The 15120-nt window shown below is 65.6% G+C and carries 15 protein-coding genes; 6 read left to right on the forward strand and 9 right to left on the reverse strand.

What is annotated here, in order from left to right; genetic code table 11:
• Position 1 precedes the first annotated feature (1 nt).
• On the reverse strand, positions 2-391 hold the full coding sequence (locus BWQ92_RS20075; RefSeq protein ID WP_157365215.1) for a hypothetical protein: 390 nt from the start codon (positions 389-391) through the stop codon (positions 2-4).
• 163 nt (positions 392-554) lie between these two features.
• On the opposite strand from BWQ92_RS20075, the gene BWQ92_RS20080 reads away from it, so the two are divergent.
• Positions 555-1724 carry a patatin-like phospholipase family protein gene (locus tag BWQ92_RS20080; protein WP_076802606.1) on the forward strand — a complete coding sequence of 390 codons (1170 nt, stop codon included), beginning with the start codon at positions 555-557 and terminating at the stop codon, positions 1722-1724.
• Between the two features lie 44 nt (positions 1725-1768).
• Here BWQ92_RS20080 and BWQ92_RS20085 read toward each other — a convergent pair whose 3' ends face one another.
• Positions 1769-3589 (reverse strand): glycoside hydrolase family 15 protein, encoded by a 1821-nt coding sequence (locus BWQ92_RS20085; RefSeq protein WP_076802608.1) that lies wholly within the window; start codon positions 3587-3589, stop codon positions 1769-1771.
• 136 nt (positions 3590-3725) lie between these two features.
• Between BWQ92_RS20085 and BWQ92_RS20090 the strand changes: the two genes are divergently transcribed.
• Complete coding sequence (locus tag BWQ92_RS20090; RefSeq protein ID WP_076802611.1) at positions 3726-4151, forward strand: ChaB family protein; 426 nt, start codon at positions 3726-3728, stop codon at positions 4149-4151.
• Positions 4152-4193: 42 nt separating this feature from the next.
• Here the strand turns inward: BWQ92_RS20090 and BWQ92_RS20095 are convergent, their stop codons facing one another.
• Positions 4194-4718 carry a DUF2087 domain-containing protein gene (locus BWQ92_RS20095; RefSeq protein WP_076802613.1) on the reverse strand — a complete coding sequence of 175 codons (525 nt, stop codon included), beginning with the start codon at positions 4716-4718 and terminating at the stop codon, positions 4194-4196.
• A gap of 274 nt (positions 4719-4992) precedes the next feature.
• Between BWQ92_RS20095 and BWQ92_RS20100 the strand changes: the two genes are divergently transcribed.
• The 3 genes from BWQ92_RS20100 to BWQ92_RS20110 all read left to right on the forward strand — a co-directional run bounded on the left by BWQ92_RS20100 (position 4993) and on the right by BWQ92_RS20110 (position 7400).
• On the forward strand, positions 4993-5832 hold the full coding sequence (locus BWQ92_RS20100) for an aldo/keto reductase (protein WP_076802616.1): 840 nt from the start codon (positions 4993-4995) through the stop codon (positions 5830-5832).
• A 9-nt stretch (positions 5833-5841) separates the two neighbouring features.
• Positions 5842-6354, forward strand: a complete 513-nt coding sequence (locus BWQ92_RS20105; protein ID WP_076802618.1) for a mycothiol transferase — start codon at positions 5842-5844, stop codon at positions 6352-6354.
• A gap of 71 nt (positions 6355-6425) precedes the next feature.
• Complete coding sequence (locus BWQ92_RS20110; protein ID WP_076802620.1) at positions 6426-7400, forward strand: dienelactone hydrolase family protein; 975 nt, start codon at positions 6426-6428, stop codon at positions 7398-7400.
• A 6-nt stretch (positions 7401-7406) separates the two neighbouring features.
• Here the strand turns inward: BWQ92_RS20110 and BWQ92_RS20115 are convergent, their stop codons facing one another.
• The 5 genes from BWQ92_RS20115 to BWQ92_RS20135 all read right to left on the reverse strand — a co-directional run bounded on the left by BWQ92_RS20115 (position 7407) and on the right by BWQ92_RS20135 (position 12503).
• The gene (locus tag BWQ92_RS20115) at positions 7407-7988 is read right to left on the reverse strand and encodes a DoxX family protein (protein WP_172804315.1); all 582 of its coding nucleotides are present in this window, start codon (positions 7986-7988) and stop codon (positions 7407-7409) included.
• A gap of 109 nt (positions 7989-8097) precedes the next feature.
• Positions 8098-8490, reverse strand: a complete 393-nt coding sequence (locus tag BWQ92_RS20120; protein WP_076802623.1) for an Hpt domain-containing protein — start codon at positions 8488-8490, stop codon at positions 8098-8100.
• A gap of 145 nt (positions 8491-8635) precedes the next feature.
• The gene (gene rlmC / locus BWQ92_RS20125) at positions 8636-9760 is read right to left on the reverse strand and encodes a 23S rRNA (uracil(747)-C(5))-methyltransferase RlmC (RefSeq protein ID WP_076802625.1); all 1125 of its coding nucleotides are present in this window, start codon (positions 9758-9760) and stop codon (positions 8636-8638) included.
• A gap of 45 nt (positions 9761-9805) precedes the next feature.
• A complete protein-coding gene (locus BWQ92_RS20130; protein ID WP_076802628.1) occupies positions 9806-10699 on the reverse strand; it encodes a ribonuclease Z in 894 nt (297 codons plus the stop codon).
• Positions 10700-10712: 13 nt separating this feature from the next.
• Positions 10713-12503 carry an HNH endonuclease gene (locus BWQ92_RS20135; protein WP_076802630.1) on the reverse strand — a complete coding sequence of 597 codons (1791 nt, stop codon included), beginning with the start codon at positions 12501-12503 and terminating at the stop codon, positions 10713-10715.
• A 235-nt stretch (positions 12504-12738) separates the two neighbouring features.
• Here BWQ92_RS20135 and BWQ92_RS20140 point away from each other — a divergent pair, with 235 nt between their 5' ends.
• Entirely contained in the window at positions 12739-13386 is a 648-nt protein-coding gene (locus tag BWQ92_RS20140) for a DNA alkylation repair protein (protein WP_076802633.1), read from the forward strand.
• Positions 13387-13402: 16 nt separating this feature from the next.
• Here the strand turns inward: BWQ92_RS20140 and BWQ92_RS20145 are convergent, their stop codons facing one another.
• The gene (locus BWQ92_RS20145; RefSeq protein ID WP_076802636.1) at positions 13403-14791 is read right to left on the reverse strand and encodes an ammonium transporter; all 1389 of its coding nucleotides are present in this window, start codon (positions 14789-14791) and stop codon (positions 13403-13405) included.
• Between the last annotated feature and the right edge of the window lie 329 nt (positions 14792-15120).

Here is a 15120-nt window from a genome sequence, read left to right on the forward strand (position 1 = left end):
ATCAGCAGACAACCAGTTGAACCTGAGCATTTTCCGCTGCCTCCAGCGGGGCCAGGAGGAGGGCCCGCTGCGTAGCGGACAGGGACTGCGGGAAGGTCCGTGCCAGGTGGGCAAGGTGAAGGGCGGCAACGATGTAATGCGTACCCGCGGTTCCTCCGAGTGTCCGTGCCACGCTGGTCCGGATGCGTTCAAGGCTCGACGTGCTGCCGAGATTGGCCAGGGCCATCCGTGCGAGCATGTGCTGGGGATGCCGCTGAACCTTCCTGTCCATTTCCGCCGCAGCCTGCAACTGCATGCGGGTCCAGTGCTGATCGAGCGTTTGGGCAGGGTCTTCTGCATCAGTGCCATGTGCCGGGTCGATGGTGCTCATCGATTCATGCGTGGACAACACTTTGTGTGCTCCTTGGGCCTCTTGCCGATCGTGAACGGGCCGCTCTCCTGAGCTGCGCGCCCTTCCATGGTGCCCGCCGACGGACCGGATCCGGATCCGTGCCAGCACGCATTCTGCGACTACCATGGCCTTAGTGCCGCTCCACATGAGAAGAGGCATCCAGATGCCGTACCAGATTCTGACCAGAGACGATCATTTCCGCAGTGACGGCAGGCCGAAACGGATCCTTGCACTTGACGGCGGGGGACTTCGCGGAGTTTTGAGCCTCGGCATTCTGGGCAGGATCGAGGAACTGCTGCGCGAGCGCCATGGCTGTGGGGAAGGCTTCCGCCTGTGCCACTACTTTGACCTGATTGCAGGGACGTCGACCGGTGCCATCATCGCGGCGGCTCTTGCCCAGGGCCGGAGTGTCCAGGAAGTCAGCGACAGATATTTCAGCCTCGGCCAGCGGGTGTTTCAACGTAGCCTGTTCCGCCAGGAGCTACTGCGCGCCAGGTACGACGAGCGGGTCCTGGTCTCCGAATTGAAGGATCTCTTTGGGGTGGACACCACACTGGGCGGTCCGCAATTGCTGACCGGACTGCTGGTTGTCGTCAAACGCCTGGACAGCGGCAGCCCGTGGCCGCTGAGCAACAATCCGCGGGGCCGCTATTTCGTTGCCGGCGCCAGCGGCAGAATGGGCAACGGAGACTATCCTCTGTGGCAGGTTGTCCGGGCCTCCACGGCCGCGCCGTCATACTTCGAACCGGAATCCATCACCATCACCGGCGGTCCCGGACTGAGCCCTGTGACAGGCAGCTTTGTTGACGGGGGAGTGAGTCCATTCAACAACCCTGCACTGCAGGCACTGATGTACGCCACCTTGGGAGGCTACCGCGTGGGCTGGGAGACCGGGGGTGAGAAGCTCCTGCTGGTGTCGGTGGGGACCGGTGTGGCTGATCCTGCTGTCGGCAGGGCGAAGCTGGCTGCCAGCCACGCCTTGCGAGCGCTGAAGTCGGTGCTGCAGGACTGTGCAGTGCTGCAGGAAACAATGCTGCAGTGGATGTCCGAAAGCCCGACGGCGAGGGTAATCGACCGGGAACTTGGGACACTGACAGGCGATCTTCTCAACGGCGCCCCCTTGATGAGTTACCTGCGCTACAACGTGGACCTGCGCCCGGACAGTGTCCGCGCCCTGGATGAAACGCTTGCCGGAACGGAGGAGGTGGCTTCGCTGAGTGCCATGGATGTCCCGGAGAACATGGAAGCTCTCCACCGGCTGGGCAGGCTGGCTGCAGCACGGGATGTGCGTGCCGCTGGTTTCGGCACCGTATTTGACCTGCCACCCGCATGAAGCGGAACACGGCGCGGCATCGGGGCAAGGCAGCTGCGGGTTGCCTACGCCATCGTGCGTTTGAGATGACGGACCGCACCGTTAAGGGCGTCCGCAGCCCGGATCAGAGCCAGGTGTGAGAATGCCTGAGGGTAATTTCCCGCCATGCGATGTTCTATTGCGTCGTACTCCTCACTCAGCAGCCCCAAGTCATTGCCTAAGCCGATGAGCTTGTCCATGAGTGACTTTGCTTCCGACACCCGGCCGGTCCGGGAATACTGCTCCACGAGCCAGAAGGAGCAGGCAAGAAAGGGGTGTTCCCCTGGGGCAAGCCCGTCCAGGCAGGTTTCCGTCCGGTACCGCAAAAGCAGGCCGTTCCCGTCAAGGAGGTCGCGTTCCAGGCGGGACACCGTGCCGAGGATCCTGTCGTCGTCGTAAGCCAGAAAGCCCACCTGGGGCAGGACAAGAAGGGACGCGTCGACGTCGGTGCGTCCGTATGTCTGGGTGAAGGAGTTGATCTCCTTGTTGAAACCCCGCTCCAGGATTTCCGAACGGAGGTGGTCCCGCAGCTCCGCCCACCGCTCCACCGGACCGTCGAGACCGTGCTGCTCCACGGCCCGCACCCCGCGGTCCAAAGCAGCCCACATCATGACGCGGGAATGAGTGAAATCCCGTTTCTCACCCCGCATCTCCCAGATGCCATGATCCTTGCGGCTTGCGTTGTTCTCGACGTAGAGCAGCATGTTCCGCTGGAGCGGCCAGGAGAAGTGGTCCTCGTGCACGCCCTGGTCCCGGAGCTTCGCGAGGGCAACCATGACTTCGCCAACCACGTCCCCCTGGTATTGATTGACCGCGCCGTTGCCGACGCGCACGGGGGCAGAACCTCTGTAACCTGCCAAGTGGTTCAGGACCCGCTCGGGCAATTCACGCTCACCGGCAATTCCATACATGATTTGCAGATCGTGCGGGTCTCCGGCAATCGCCCGAAGCAGCCAGTTGCGCCAGTAGAGCGCCTCTTGCCGGAACCCGTGGGTCATCATGGCCTCCAGCGTCAGCGCGGCGTCCCGGAGCCAGCAATAGCGGTAGTCCCAGTTACGTTCCCCGCCGAATTCTTCCGGCAGGGAGGTGGTGGGAGCGGCCACGATGCCGCCGGTCCTCGCATGAGTCAGTGCACGCAGGACGAGCAGCGAGCGTTCCACCTCCCGGTCGTAGCTTCCCTGCGGGATGAAATTACGTGACCAGTTGGTCCAGTAGGCGCTGGTCGTCTGTAGTGCCTGGTCTACGTCAATCGCGGGCGGAGGGACATTGTGCGAGGGAAAGGCATGCAACTGCAGGTCAACAGTCTGGCCGGCCGCCACCGGGAACTCGCCCACGTGGGAATAGCCGGCCGCGCGGGGGAGGTGCGCTGCCCGGAGAAGAACAGCCTGCGGTCCCGCGACGGCGAGCAGCGCCTCACCGTCGTCGTCGTGAATCCGGCATACCCACGGCAGAATCTTTCCGTAGCCGAAGCGCAGCTCCAGTTCCTGGCGCATCACAACCTGACCCTGTAACCCATGCACCCTGCGGATCAACAGACTGCCGTGTCCACCCACCGGCATGAATTCGGTGACCAGAACTTCACCCTCTTCGGTTTTCCAAAGAGTCTCGAGTATGAACGTAGAGGGCCTGTAACTGCGCCGCACCACGACGGGCTCGAAGCTGTGTCCGACGTTGCGGGAAGGGGCCAGCAGCCACCGGCCATTGCTTTCGTCTCCGACGAGTGCAGCGAAAATCGACTCGGAGTCGAACCTCGGGAGGCACAGCCAATCGATACTGCCCTCGCGCGAAACCAGCGCGCCGGTGTGCAGGTCGGATATGAAGCCGTATTCCTCAATCGGTGAGGCCATGTGCTAACTCAACCACATCAGTACCCCGCCACAGCAGTGCTCCCGGCAACGAAGACAGGCCTCGATATGGGCGAGGCAAATGCCTAAGCTGGTTCCATCCGCAGGGCCAGTCTGTTGATGAAGGAGCGTGGGTGGCATGCCCAAGACCGGCAAGAACGATCACGCCCGGAAGGAAGAGCTTCCCTCGACGCTGCAGCGTTCCGAGCAGAAAGCCCAGGACACTTTCGCGAAGACCTACGATTCAGCCCTCGAGTCCTACGACAACGACGAGGGCCGTGCTGCCCGGACAGCCTACGCCTCCCTTAAGCACAGCTACGAAAAGGTGGGCGACCACTGGGAGCCGAAGGAGAAGCGCGGCCCGTCCGACGAGCGCGCCGAGGAGGGTGTGGATTCATCGGCGCCGACCGCCGGAGGCGTGGATGCGAACGCTTCCAAGGAGCACCTCTACCAGCGGGCCCAGGAGCTCAACATCGAGGGCCGTTCTAAGATGGACAAGAACGAACTTGTCGAGGCGCTGCGGAAAGCCAACGACGCCGCCACCCGGAAGGCGCGCGGCGACTGACCGGCGGGGTCTGACCGGCGAGGTCTGGGTTAGGAATCTCGCCTATCCCTCTTGAGGCAGAGAGTAGGAAGATCCCGACGGCGTCCGGTCCAGCACGCCGAAATCAACCAGGTAGCGGCGCAGCAGCACAACATCGTCCGTGTAACTCAGGAGGCGCTCGTTGACCTGCCGCTCGGTGAGCTTCTCGCCTGGTTGGAAGGATTCGCCGGCAATCCAGGCCAGGAGTTCCCGGCGGTCCGCCTGGTTGGCCGGATACCTGTCGATCCGGCCCAGGCGCATGAAGCGGGCCACACCAGTTTTGGCCTGGCGCTTGGGCTGCTGTGTGAGGAGGTCCCGGAAGATGGAGTCGGAAGCCTTCAGTTCGTTGCCGGCTTTGCGCTCCACCAGGCCTGCCTCGAGCAGGACGGCGATGGCCCGGTCCCGCCGTCGGCCGGCCTGCCCGGCACCCGCATCCGGGAGCGTGGCACCCAGCACAATCTGTGCGTAGGCCGTCCGCGCATCGTGGTTGGCGAGCGCTGCCATGACGCGGCGCCAGTGCGGCCCGGCCTGGCTTGTCTCCCTGCTCATGGCTTCCCCCTTGCATCGGCCCTGCCATAAGGCCCCGACACCAGTATGGCGCGGGGTCGGCGTCGTGATGTGACACGATCTCGAGGATAATTGTCCGCAGCGGGCCTGAAACGGCAGAGAACAACCTGGACTATTGCGCTGGCCGTGTTGGGCGCATGTCTTCTTTGGAGTCATACCAATGGTCCAGGTGGCCCGCCCACCCTCACGTTGCTCCGCCGTCGTCCCCTGTGCGGGGCATACTTAGGATGACCCGCCCCAGCAACGGAAGAAGCCAATGACGCCAAACACTGCCGTCCCGAACATCACCCTGAACAACGGCGTCGAGATCCCCCAACTTGGCTTCGGAGTCTTCCAGGTCCCGCCGGAAGAGACCCAGCGCATTGTGGAGGACGCCCTGGAGGCCGGCTACCGCCACATCGACACGGCAGCGGCGTACCGCAACGAGGCCGCCGTCGGCGCCGCAATCGCCGCAACGGGGATCCCCCGTGAGGGCATCTTCATCACCACCAAGCTGCGGAACGGCGAGCAGGGCATGGCCCGGGAAGCCTTCCGGAACAGCTGCCGTGAACTGGGCGTGGACTACGTCGACCTGTACCTGATCCACTGGCCGGTGCCATCCCGGAACCTTTTTCCCGAGGCTTGGAAAGCCATGGAGACCCTGCACGCCGACGGTGAGATCCGCGCAATCGGCGTATCAAACTTCCTGGCGGACCACCTGGACACGCTCCTCCAGTCGGCGGACGTAGTTCCGGCTGTCAACCAGTTTGAGCTGCACCCGACATTCCAGCAGTCCGAACTGGCGGCGAAGAGCCGCTCCCTGGGCATCGCCGTGGAGGCGTACAGCCCCCTCGGCCAGGGTGCCGACCTGAACGCTGAGCCAGTGGCGACCGCTGCTGAAAAGTACGGCGTCAGCCCGGCCCAGGTTGTGCTGGCCTGGCACCTCTCGCACGGCACCATTGTCATTCCAAAGTCAGCCAACAGCGCCCGTATGCGGGACAACCTGGCGGCCGCCGGCGTCGTGCTCACGACAGAGGAGATTAGCGGGATCACCGCCCTCGAGTCGGGTGCCCGCATCGGTTCCGACCCCGCCGTCGCCGCCCACAGTCAAATGTAAGGGGACCCGATGAAATCCAATGAAGTGCTGCTGGACGCCTTTGGCCGCATCCGCGAAATCGTGGAAGACACGCTCGACGGGATCGATGACGACACCCTGGTCCGCCGTCCTGCCGGCAACGGAAATTCCATCGCATGGCTGATCTGGCACCTCAGCCGTGTGGAAGACGCGCAGGTCGCTGCGGCGGCCGGGCTGCCGCAGGTCTGGACCGCGCAGGGCTTTGCTGGCCGTTTTGGTTTGCCGCTTCCGGAACGGGACACCGGCTACGGCCATTCGTCCGACAAGGTCGACGCCGTGCGGGCTCCGCGGGAGCTGCTCGCTGATTACTACGAGGCGGTCCACCGGCAGACCAGGGAAGTTCTGAACAGCCTTGATGATGATGGCCTTGACCGCGTCGTCGATACCCACTGGGACCCGCCGGTCACCTTCGGTGTCCGGCTGGTCAGCACGATTGCCGACTGCCTCCAGCACGCGGGGCAGGCCGCATACGCGAGGGGCCTGAAAGGCGGCGTCCACGCCTGACAGACCTCGATGCCCTTGCCTGGCCTTGGCGGTCGGAGGAGGATAAGCGGCAAAAACTCCAGGAGGCCGCAGTGACCCAGCTTGGGAAGTTTGAGAAGTACCTGATCGAGGAATTTTTCGACGATTACCGGGCCGGGGCCCTGACCCAGCACACCTTCACCCGCCGGGTGGCCTTCATTACCGGCAGCATGGCAGCTGCGGCCGCCGCAATGCTCCTGGTCGGGTGCACGCCGCAGGAAGTGCCGCGCAGCACCGATCCCATGCCAACCCCCACCCCGACGTCGGGTCCGGCCACGGGCACCGCCTCCGGCGGCGCTGTTCCGGGGGCAAAGAGCCCGCTTTCCGTTCCCGAGGGAGCAGCAGGAATTACGACCTCGACAGTGACGTTCCCGTCCGGCGGCACCGAGATCAGCGCTTACCTCGCCCGGCCCGGGTCCGGGAAGCCTGGACCCGCCGTCCTGGTCTGCCATGAGAACCGGGGACTGACTCCGCATATACAGGATGTGGCCCGGCGCTTCGCGAAGGAAGGCTATGCCGCCCTGGCGATCGACCTGCTGAGCAGGGAAGGCGGCACGGCAAGCCTGGACCGGGATGCTGTTCCTGGCGCCCTGACGCAGGCCGGCGCCCAGCGGCACGTCTCCGACTTCGCCGCGGGGTTTGACTACCTCCAGAAGCAGGACTTCGTGGAGCAGGGCCGGATCGCCATGACCGGATACTGCTTCGGCGGCGGCATCACCTGGCAGTCCGCGGTGGAGATCACCGGCCTCAAAGCCACTTCGGCCTTCTACGGACCCGCGCCTGATCTGGACAAGGTGCCCTCTATCAAGCCTGCGGTGTTCGGCGTCTACGCTGAACAGGACGACCGGATTACCGGTCCCATGCCGCAGTTGCGGGATGCCCTCGCGGCCACCAGTGTGCGCAACCAGCTCAAGGTCTATCCCGGCGTCGACCACGCGTTCCACAACGACACAGGTGACCGCTACAACGAGCAACAGGCAACGGCGGCCTGGAACGACACGTTGGCGTGGTTCAAGAAGTACGTCTAGCCTTTGCTAAACCGCGGTGTCCGTCCCCGCGGCGCTCGCGGCGTCCGTGCCCGACGCGTCGCCGGCCAGCGCCTGCTGGCGGCGGAAGACCTGGATGGCGATCGCCGTCGGAATGACAGCCAGGGCAACGGCCCGCATCCAGGGGCGGTCCAGGACGTGGCCCGTGACGGAGTCGAGCGAGAAGCTGCCCGGGCCGCCGATCGTGAAGGAGGCTGCCGCAAGGCCGAGGACAGCCGGGTATTCAAGGCCGCCTTCCGTGGCAAAGAAGCCGTTGGGGGCGTGCACGCTGGCCGCAACGCCCATGGTGGTGGCGGCCGCCGCACCGGCCGCCGGAGTCCCGAACCCGAGGGCCAGGGCGAGGCCGGCTCCCGCTTCGCCGAGGCCGGCCAGGACTGCGCTTGGCTTTGCGGGCCGGAACCCCATGGCGTGCATTCCCTTGCTGGTGCCTTCGATCCCGCCGCCGCCGAACCAGCCGAAAAGCTTCTGGGTGACGTGGGCGAAAAGGACGCTGCCCAGGCCGACGCGGAAAATGGTCTGTGCAGCTGTGGCGGCCACCGGGGCGACTGGGCTGGTGCTCGTGCGGCTCATGTGAATCCTCCTGTGAACGGTTCAGCCATGCGGCTGCTCTTCAGGCGATCTTGTCCGACGATTCTAGTCCGGCCCCTGTCTAGTCCGGCCCCTGTCTAGTCCGGCCTGCTTAATTTGGGTCCTGGCCCTTCGGCCTGGGCCGCGGCAGATGCCCCTGGCGGCCGGCTTCACGAACCAGCAGGCGGATGTTTGCGTACAGCACCGCCCTGATGGCATCCGGTTCCAGCCGCTGGCCCCTTCGGATGCGTGCTTCCAGCTCGCTGCAGCACCGCTCCAGCCGCAGGGCTCCCGCCATGGCGGAGGTCGCCCTCAGGCTCACGACGGCGTCGGCCGCCATCCGCGGGTCACCGCTGGCCAGGGCGCGGAGGATTTTCGACGCCCGCTCGGGCAGCATCTGCAGGTAGTCGTCCATGAAGGCCTCTGCGAAGGCGGGACCCACTTCCGTGGCAAGGACCTGCAGCGGGCCGGTGTCCAGCACGGGTGTGTCTTCTGTGCTGTTCACTTCGCACCGCCTGCTGCTGTCCCCTGCATGCCTCGCCCATCGGTCGGGCCGCGACCTCGTTGTGCGGCTTACCGGACACTTTCGCGCGGGGACCTCAAGACAGAAGAAACTTTTGCCGATGTTCGGATCAAGAAATGCTGGCCGGTCAGGCCCGTTCGAGCAGCACCATCACTTCGTAGTGCGTGGTTTGCGGGAACATGTCCAGGACCCGCGCCCGCCGCGCCGTGAACGAGGGGAGTGCAGCCAGGTCCCGGGCCAGTGACTGCGCGTTGCAGCTGGAGTAGACCACATGCTGCACGGAGGACGATTCCAGCCAGCCGCACAGCTCCTTGCCGATGCCCCGCCGTGGCGGATTAACGATCACCAACTCGGGCGTCTGCTCCGCGGCGAGGGCAAACGCCGTGGCATCTCCGGCCTGGAAGCTCATGCGCTGCAGGCCGGCCTCGTCGCTGCTGAGCCTTGCCGAAACGATGGCTTCACTGCTGGTTTCAATGCCGGTGACCTCACGTGACGGGTCGGCGCAGTGCAGGGCGAAGCCGCCCACGCCGCAGTACAGGTCCCAGACGGACGCCGGCGCCAGTTCGTTAACCCACTCGCGCCCCTGCCGGTACAGGGCCGCTGCCATGTCGCTGTTCGTCTGGAAGAAGCTCTGCGGCCGAAGGTGGAGGTCGAGGTCATTGACGCGCATCCGCAGCGTGGACTGCTCGGTGAGGAGTATCTCGCGGTCGCCCTCAAGGACTGCCTTGTGTTCCGGATGCAGGTTGACTGAGACCACCTTCACCTGCGGCAGGGCGGCCAGGAGCGCGGGGAGGTGCTGCCGGATGCGCGGCAACAGCTTTTCCGAGCGCAGAACCAGGCGCAGCATGATCTCGCCGTCGGGGGACTCGGTGATGATCAGGTGCTTGAGCTCGCCGCTGCGCCGCGGGACATCATAGGGCGTGAGATGGGCGCGGGTGATGAAGGCCGCCAGGACGGGAAAGCAGGCGAGCAGTCCTGGCGAGCAGACGCCGCACTCGCGAAGGTCAACGCCCCGGCCCTCGGCGTCAAGGATCCCGATGGTGGGGTTCCTGGCCGTTCCGCCCACCACCATTTTGGCCTTGTTGCGGAAGCCGGACTCGCGGCTCGCGACAGGCGGCAGCCACTCCAGGGAGGTGTGGTCGGAGAGCAGCGTCTGGCAGTGCAGCTGCTTGCCGGCAAGCTGGTCGCCGTACGGCTTGCCCATGTGGGTGCAGGAGAGGCAGCGGGCGGCATCGAAGTAGGAACATTGCATGTCTGGTTAATTCTACTTTTTCTGCCGGCTTCGTTTTGCCGCCGGTCAGGAGGACGGCCGCTCCCGTTTGGGAAGGCTGATCCGGTCCAGGTCGTTGGCGGGCACGACGGCGGTTCCTCCTGAGCGAGCGCGGGCCTGCTCGGCCAGGATGGTCACGTCGCCGTACCGTGCGGAGAAGTGGGTGAGAACCAGCTTCCCGGCGCCGCCATTGGCGGCCAAATCCCCGGCCTGGCCCGCCGTCAGGTGCGCATACTGCGCAGCCAAAGCGACGTCGTCGTCGCTAAACGTTGATTCGGTGACGAGGAGGTCGACGCCGTCGGCGAGCCCCTCGGCGCCCTCACACGGGGCGGTGTCCATGATGAAGGCGAAACCCTGGCCCTTGCGCGGCACGCTGACGTCCTCCAGCCGCACGCCGTGGAGCTCTCCCTCGCGCTGCAGCCGCCCGGCGTCCGGTCCGGAAATACCCGCCGCCGCCAGCCGCCCAGGCAGCATGGTGCGGCTGTCCGGCTCGGTCAGCCGGTAGCCGTAGGCTTCGATGCGGTGACGCAGTGGTTTCACCTCCAGCCCGGTTGCGATTTCTCCGGGCCCCGAGTGGGGTTGCAGGCGAAGGTCGATGCCGGGCGAGGCGACCGATACGAGTGCACGGACAACGTCCTCTCCAGAGGCTGGGTAGTGCAGGTGCACCGGGTGCTTCACGCCGTCCAGGGCCATGCGTGAGAGCACGCCGGAAAGCCCGTAACAGTGGTCTCCGTGAACATGGGTGAGGCAGATCCTGGTGATCTGGTTGGCCGAAACACCTGCATGGATCATCTGCCGCTGGGTGCCCTCACCGGGGTCGAAGAGCAGACCCTCGCCGTCCCACCGGAGCAGGTACCCGTTGTGGTTGCGCGTCCGAGTCGGGACCTGCGATGCGGTTCCAAGGACAACGAATTCACGCATGACACCGAGTGTCTCACAGGCACGCCGCGGCCGGCCGGTTGGTTCCCGGTAGCGGTGGTGCTGTTGAGCGGTAGGTGTGGCCGGTTGGGGTGGTGATTTCGATGGTGTGTCTTGGTCCTGGTCTGGGTTGTGCTTTCCAGCCGGGGAGTTCTTTGGTGTGGTTGCAGGCTTCGCAGAGTCCGGCGCCGTTTTCGAGGCTTGTTGGGCCGTCGTTGTGCCAGGGGATGATGTGGTCGTGGTGTCGGATGGGGGCGTCGCAGTAGGGGGTGCGGCAGGTGTTGTCCCTTACCTGGATGAAGCGGCGTAGCGGTGGCGGGAAGAGCCGCCGTTTCGAGTCCATGGCCACGAGGTCGCCGGTGTCCGGGGCGGTGTAGAGCCGGCGGAGCCAGACCTTGAGTTCCTGCACGGCGTCCTTGCGGCCGGTCACAGCACCCTTCTTGCGTGCTCGTGAGTCTGATGCGCTTGCCTCGCCCCTTGCTGGTCGAACGCGGCTGTCCTCTCGTTCTTCCCGGTTGAGGAGTTTCCGTGCCCAGGCTGCGGGGACGATGCCGTAGCCGGTGAGGCGGGCTGGTTCGGAGTCGCCTTGGAGGAGGGTGCGGTCGGTCATGACGAGGTTGATGTCGACGCCGGTAATGCCGCCGGGGGTGCCTGTGGTCCACTCGACGAGGGTGTCGGCCATGGCCTGGTTCCGGGAGCGCGGGTCCCCGGCGGCTTTCAGGGCACCGGCTTTCCGGGTGAGGGCGGCGTACACTGCGACGCCCTGGTGGGCGGGCAGCAGTGCGGTCAGGTAGGTCATGCAGTCGGGGGCGGGGCGCAGGCTCACGCCCCGCTCGGATGCGGCGTGGCTGGCGCGCTGGGTGACCGAGCGCGGGTCACGCCGGGTGGCGGCGGCTTTGATGGCGGCGATGACGCCGCGGGTACCGACGCCGTCAAGGGTTCCGGTGTCGGCGGCGAGTTCCTCGTCGACGGCGGTCCGGTCTTCGACGGTCAGTACGGCTGTTTCCTTCACGAAATACATCGCGCGCTCTTCATTGAGCTGGCCGGTATCCAGGGCCGCGAGGGTGTGGGGCATTTCGATGACCAGGGCCTTGGCCATCCCGAGCAGCCGGCCACCGCGGTGCGGGGATTCACCCCGGGACAGGGCGATCTGCTCAGCCACGCCCAGGGTGTGTTCCTTGGGGCGATTCTTGCCCGGCGCCTCGGTCGACGGGGTGCTGCTTTTGGCCAGCGCGGGAGCGATCTGCCCGGGTTCGGCCATCGCCGGGCTGCTCTCTGTTCCTGGTTCGGTTTGTTCCTGCCGCTGTCTGGCTTCGAACTCGACGGCGAGCCTTGCCTGTTGCCCGGCAATCATGCACTTGACCTTCTCCAGCGCCCGGTTCTGGTCGAGCAGCCCGGGACCGTCGGCGGTGAGATCGGCCTCTAGAAGGACAGGGGCCGCCGCTATCCGCTCCCCGGCACCCGGCCGGGCAGCGCCGGAGGCGGCGGTCCCGGTGAACACGGAGTCGTAAAACAGGGCCTCGGGAAACGGGTCCTCCGGGAGATTGTCGTCATCAAGCAGGGTATCGAGGAAAGGGTCCTCCGGGAAAAAATCCTCGGCATCCACGAACCTGGGGTCATCGTCATACAGCAACCCGCCGTCCGCAAACTCATCAAAGGGGAAAACCTCGCCAGTGAACCACCCGTCGCCAACCGGGTCACTCGGAAAGACTGCGTCCGGAACAAGGCCCTCGGGAACAGCGGCAGCATGCAGGTCGCCGCCGCGCGGCGCTGCTCCTGTCAGTGCTGAATTCCCGGGAACTTCCATGCACACAGTCTGCCGTGGGGGACTGACATTAAAGGGGCCGTTAGGACCCAGATGGAGACGGATCTAAAAAACTTTTTTGGAGCCGTCCCGGAACGAAAACTGGGCAGCAGCACAGGGGGTTTCCAGCCATGAAAACACCCTGATCTGCTACCTAGTTGGGCCTGCCGGCACGCAGGCGTTTATGGCCAAGGGCAGGAGTTGGACTGTGTGGCGCCCGGACCGAAAGAATGGGCGGGTGACTGCTGCCAGCGACTTTGTGGATGACACGTTGCAGCGTGAGGCCTCCTGGTACCGGGCCGAGGAGATGCGGCACCGGTTCGGCGCCGGCATGGAGTACTACGGCGCGTCCGTCGGCGCCGTGCGCGGCACAGTCCGGGACGCGCTCCGCCGCCATGCCGGACTGACCCACGACGAAATCACCGCCCTCAGTTCAGAACTGTGGGAGGTGCCTGTATACGAGCGGCGCCTGGCCGCCGTCGTCCTTTTACAGTCCAAGGTGGGACTGCTGACCAACTCCGACCTGACGCGCATCGAGGGCTTTGTGCGGGAGGCGCACCTGCCGACGCTAGTCGACCCGCTCGCCGTCGACGTCGTTGGTCCGTTGCTGGACGGGCTTGCCGGCCAGGCGTGGATGCGTGCCGGCGCCGTGCTGGACCGGTGGGCGGGGGACCCGGACGTCTGGCTGCGCCGTGCGGCGCTGCTGGCGCCCCTGCGGGCATTGAGAACCGGTGGCGGTGACTGGGACGGCTTCGTCCGCCGCGCCAGGACCGTGGCGGACTTGCCGTCAACACCGGACAGCAGCCCTGACCGGGAAGCCATTGCAGCCGTGCTGGAGGCTGTGGCGGAGCGGCGCCCGGAGCTCCGGCTCTCCTTTCCCCGCTAAGATCCGGGGGAACCGGCTAGACGGAAGCCGGCGCCGGCTGCAGCTCTTCCGCCGCCTCTGACGGGACGGTTCCGACGGCGTCTTCCGCGCCCGGGTTGCCCGCGGCGCCTGCCGGGCGGACAACCGTAACAGCCGGGTCAGCGTGGACGTGCTGGCGGAGCGGGTGGAACTGGCTCTGGCCCATGCCGCCGAATTCGTACGCGCTCTCGGCGTGCTCGGACCGGTCAACCCCGGCCACTTCGGCCTCATGGCTGACCCGGAAGCCGATGGTCTTGTGGATCGCGAGACCGATGACCGCCGTCATCAGTCCGGAGAGTGCAAGCGTGATGAGAACTGCCACGGTCTGGGCGATGAGCTGCTGGACACCGCCGCCGTAGAACAGGCCTCCGCCTTCGCCGTTGACCGGGAGCGCGATGAAACCGAGGGCGAGTGTGCCGACGAGGCCGGAGCCCAGGTGCACGCCGACGACGTCCAGGGAGTCATCGAAGCCGTACTTGAACTTCAGCTCGACGAACAGCGCCGATGCCACGCCGGACACCAGGCCCAGGCCGATGGCGGCCACTGGGCTGATGTTGGCGCACGACGGCGTGATGGCCACGAGGCCGGCGACGGCACCGGACGCTGCGCCCAGGGAGGTGGGGTGGCCGTGGCGGACCTTCTCCGTGAGGAGCCAGCTCAGCATGGCCGCGCAGGGTGTCACCAGCGTGTTCACCCAGATGAGTCCGGCCTGCTCGGCGGTGGTGGCAGCGCCGGCGTTGAAGCCGAACCAGCCGAACCAGAGGAGTGCGGCGCCGAGCATGATGAACGGGACGTTGTGGGGGCGGTGCCCCGGGTCCTTTCCAAAGCCGTGCCGCTTGCCGACGATGAGGGCGAGTACCAGCGCGGCGATGCCGGAACTGATTTCGACGACGGCGCCCCCGGCGAAGTCGATGACCTGGCCGAACATCGCGGTCACTGCGCCGCCCTGGCTCATGAGGCCCCCGCCCCAGATCATGAAGGCGAGCGGGCAGTAGACGGCGGTGAGCCAGAGCGGTACGAAGAGAACCCAGGCGGTGAATTTGGCGCGGTCGGCCACAGCGCCGCTGATGAGGGCAACGGTCAGGATCGCGAAGGTTCCGGCGAAGCCGGCCTTGATCAGGTCCGGGCTGCCCGTGAGTCCGCTCAGGCCGAAGTTGGCGAACGGGTTGCCGAACAGGCCCAGAACGCCTTCACCGGTGCTCATGGAGTAGCCCCAGAGGACCCAGACGACGCCGCCGATACCCACGGACACGAAGCTCATCATGATCATGTTGAGGGAAGCCTTGGCCCGGGTCATGCCGCCATAGAAGAGGCCCAGTGCCGGGGTCATGAGCAGCACCATTGCCGCCGAGACCATCATCCAAACGTTGGCCGCAGTGATTTCCACGCGCTTTCCCTTCCCAGGAACTCTTCCTCTCCGCGGACCGCTGATGCCGGCGCCACGCCCCTCATTGATATTGGTGGCCGTATGTTTCGGGTCTGGGCGTGGCAAGTTACACAGGAGTTTCAAAAATCGTGTTCACGTAAAGCCCGCATGACTTCCGTGTTTCGGATTTGTTAACGGCGCCTGTTCGCCGGGGGCGGTTTCTGCGGACGGCGCGCCCGGTTGGCTGAAGTAGCGGGGAAAGTCCGGAACGGCACCGTGAAGGCGGCCGGTGCCGGGCCGCGTTACAAGCGCATGAATGAAACATATCCACGCCCGGGCTCCTTGTCCCG

The sequence above is a fragment of the Arthrobacter sp. QXT-31 genome (assembly GCF_001969265.1).
In the GTDB taxonomy this organism is placed as follows: Bacteria; Actinomycetota; Actinomycetes; order Actinomycetales; family Micrococcaceae; genus Arthrobacter.